Genomic DNA, 3,186 nt, shown 5'->3' on the forward strand with positions numbered 1-3,186 from the left:
AGTCCGTCGCCCCCGCCGCCAAGCCGTTGCCGCCGGCGCTGCTCGGCCAGGTCGTGATGGGCCAGCCGGCCGGCACCACCGTGCAACTCGCCCCCCGGCCCGGCCAGAAGACGCGCTCGGCCAAGCCGGTCGCCGCCGCCCGTTCCGCCGCCCCCGCCGGTACGGCCGCCGCCACCGCTCAGAGCTGCACCCCGGCCGACTTCGGCAGCCGCAGCGGGGCCGACCTGGTCTCCTTCATCGAGGGCTCGACCACGGACTGCGTCAACACGCTGTTCAACGTCACCGGTACCGACGCGGGCAACATCTTCAAGGAATCGAAGATGCTCACCGTCGCCAACGCCTTCCAGAACCTGGCGGGCGGTTACACCGGCGACAACTCGACCGCCATCCTCCAGCTCGTGCTCTTCCTGCGGGCCGGCTGGTACGTGCAGTCCAACAACGCGGACGCCGTCGGCCCGTACGACGCCGCGCTGACCAGCGCCAACAAGGCCGCGCTGGACGCCTTCTTCGGCAGCGCGCACTGGACCGACGTCAACGACAACAACGGCACCGTGCTCAACGAGGTGCTGGTGCTGACCGACAGCGCCAACCTGCAGGGCAGCTACCTGGGCGTCTACAAGCAGGTGCTGAACAGCTACAACAACTCGTACAACGCGTTCCCGAAGATGCTCAAGTCGGTCAACGCCGTGCTGTCCGCGCCGCTGTGGCGGGGCAACTGGAACAGCGACTTCGTCAACGCGGTCAGCGCCGACCCGAGCGTCGGCACCACGCTGGGCACCTTCGCGCTGAACCACAAGGACCTGCTCGGCACGGCGAACTCCTACCTGGACGTCAACGCGGGCAACGACCTCGGCCGGATGGCCGGTGACGGTCCGGCGGTCGAGACCGCGCTCAAGGGGCAGGTCAAGGCGGTGCTCGACGGTGCCCAGATCACCGGCACCACCGGCCCGTTGTACGTCCACACCGCCTTCCAGGCCAACTACTACGACGGCGGCCAGTGCTCGTACTACGGCACCTGCAACCTGCCGGCGAAGCTGACCGCCGCGGTGCTGCCGAACCAGCTGGTCTGCGACAACCGCACCATCCAGACCGAGGCCCTGTCGCCCGCGGACCTCGCCGCCGTCTGCGCCAGCCTGCGCGGCGAGGACACCTTCTTCCACAACCTGGTGAAGGACAACGGCCCGATCCCCGGCCAGTACGACAAGACCATCACCCTGGCGGTCTTCGCGAACCAGGCCGACTACCTGACCTACTCCTGGGCGATCTTCGGGAACTCCACCAACAACGGCGGACAGACCGTCATGGACCCGACCGACCCCAACAACCAGGCCGTGTCAGTGATGTACCAGAAGTCGTGGAACGACGGCTTCACCGGCAACGTGTGGAACCTCAACCACGAGTACACGCACTACCTCGACAACATCTACGACATGAAGGGCAACTTCTCCACCGAGATCTCCGTCCCGGACATCTGGTGGATCGAGGGCGTCGCCGAGTACGAGTCCTACGCGTACCGCGGCACCACCGACACCCAGGCGATGTCGGAGGCCGCCAAGCACACCTACAAGCTCAGCACCGTCTTCCAGAACACGTACGGCAACTCGGACTCGGTGCGCACCTACCCGTGGGGCTACCTCGCCGTCCGGTACATGTTCGAGAAGCACCCGGCCGACATCTACAACATGCTCGGGCACTTCCGCACCGGTGACTACCAGGGCGGTTACGCGGTCTACAACAACATCGGCACCGGCTACGACGCCGACTTCGACGCCTGGCTCAACGCCTGCGCCGGCGGCGCCTGCTACGCGGCCGGCCCGACCGCGCTGTTCGGCCAGACCGTGAACGGTTCGACCGTCACCCTGGCCGACAAGTCCGTCCAGACCGGCGCCGGCCAGATCACCGCCTGGCACTGGACCTTCGGCGACGGCAGCGCCTCCGACCAGCAGAACCCGACCCACACCTACGCGGCCGCCGGCACCTACACCGTCGCGCTGACCGTCACCGACAACACCGGCAAGACCGCCAGCACCCCGGCCTCGGTCACCGTGACCACCGGCAGCGGCACCGGCGGCGGCACCCTGCCGACCTGCACCGACCCGCGCACCGACGCGCTCGGCCAGAACTGCTCCCGCGCCAACCTCTCCGCCACCGCCGGCAACCTGGACTACCTCTACGTCTACCTGCCGGCCGGCACCAGCACCCTGAAGATCACCACCTCCGGGGGCACCGGCACCGCCTACCTGTACTACAACGACGGCACCTGGGCCTCGCCGAGCGCCTACACCGCCTCGTCGACCAACTCCGGCACCACCCAGAGCATCACCGTGACCAACCCGACGGCCGGCTACCGCTACGTCAGCCTCTACGCGCAGACCGACTTCAGCGGGGTGACGGTCGGCACCCAGTTCTGATCCGACCCTCCCCCCTCCCGTGTGGGCCACGCCCGCGGCATCCCGCCGCGGGCGTGGCCCACGGGTGTCGTGGCCGCAGATGACGGGCAGATTGCACGGGGGCGTGCGGCAGGTGTGCGGGCGGTGTGCACGCGCCCTTGTTGTGCTAGCGCTTCAGCGCTAGCTTGAACGTCATGGGCAAGAAGCAGCTGAACGTCCGAGTGGACGCCACGACCGCGGAGATGGCCCGGGAACGGGCTGAGCAGCAGGGGATCAGCATGAACCAGTACATCGAACGCCTGGTCCAGCAGGACATGGGCGAGTCCGGACGGGCCTTCGTCGACGCCGCCGCCCAGTTCATGAAGGAGTACGAGACGGCCTTCCTCGCCGAGTTCGGGGAGCCGGGCGAGCTCCAGGACGTGCGCCGTTGAAGCTGGAGGTCGACCTCTCGTGGCTGCTCATGACCGCCGAGCAGTACACGCCCGGTGACCCGCAGGTCACCGACTACGGCTCGCTGCTCGCGGCCGTCACCCGGCACCAGGCCGAGATCTTCGACATCGCCGTCTACCCCGAGCCGCAGGACCGCGCCGCCGCGCTGATGCACCAGCTGATCCGGGTTCCCGCCCTGGAGAAGACCAACGAGCTCTTCGCGACCGCCGTCGCCTACGCCTACCTCGTCGCCAGCGGCTGCACCGTCGCCACCACCGCCCGCGAGGTGCGCAGCCTCTCCCGGGCCATCCGGGAGGGGCGGCTGGGCGTGTCCGGGGTCGCGGAGCGGCTGGCGGCGTGGGTGGTG

General features: G+C 68.6%; 3 protein-coding genes. All 3 read left to right on the forward strand.

The window, feature by feature from the left end; genetic code table 11:
* Positions 1-2,411 (forward strand): collagenase (locus J0670_RS33955; RefSeq protein WP_207816174.1); only part of this gene is annotated, 2,411 nt, incomplete at its 5' end.
* Between the two features lie 173 nt (positions 2,412-2,584).
* The gene (locus J0670_RS33960; RefSeq protein ID WP_196947319.1) at positions 2,585-2,821 is read left to right on the forward strand and encodes a toxin-antitoxin system HicB family antitoxin; all 237 of its coding nucleotides are present in this window, start codon (positions 2,585-2,587) and stop codon (positions 2,819-2,821) included.
* Positions 2,818-3,186 (forward strand): fic family toxin-antitoxin system, toxin component (locus J0670_RS33965; RefSeq protein ID WP_207816175.1); only part of this gene is annotated, 369 nt, incomplete at its 3' end. The genes J0670_RS33960 and J0670_RS33965, both read left to right, overlap by 4 nt.

The sequence above is a fragment of the Streptomyces sp. FH025 genome, assembly GCF_017427025.1.
Lineage (GTDB): Bacteria > Actinomycetota > Actinomycetes > Streptomycetales > Streptomycetaceae > Kitasatospora.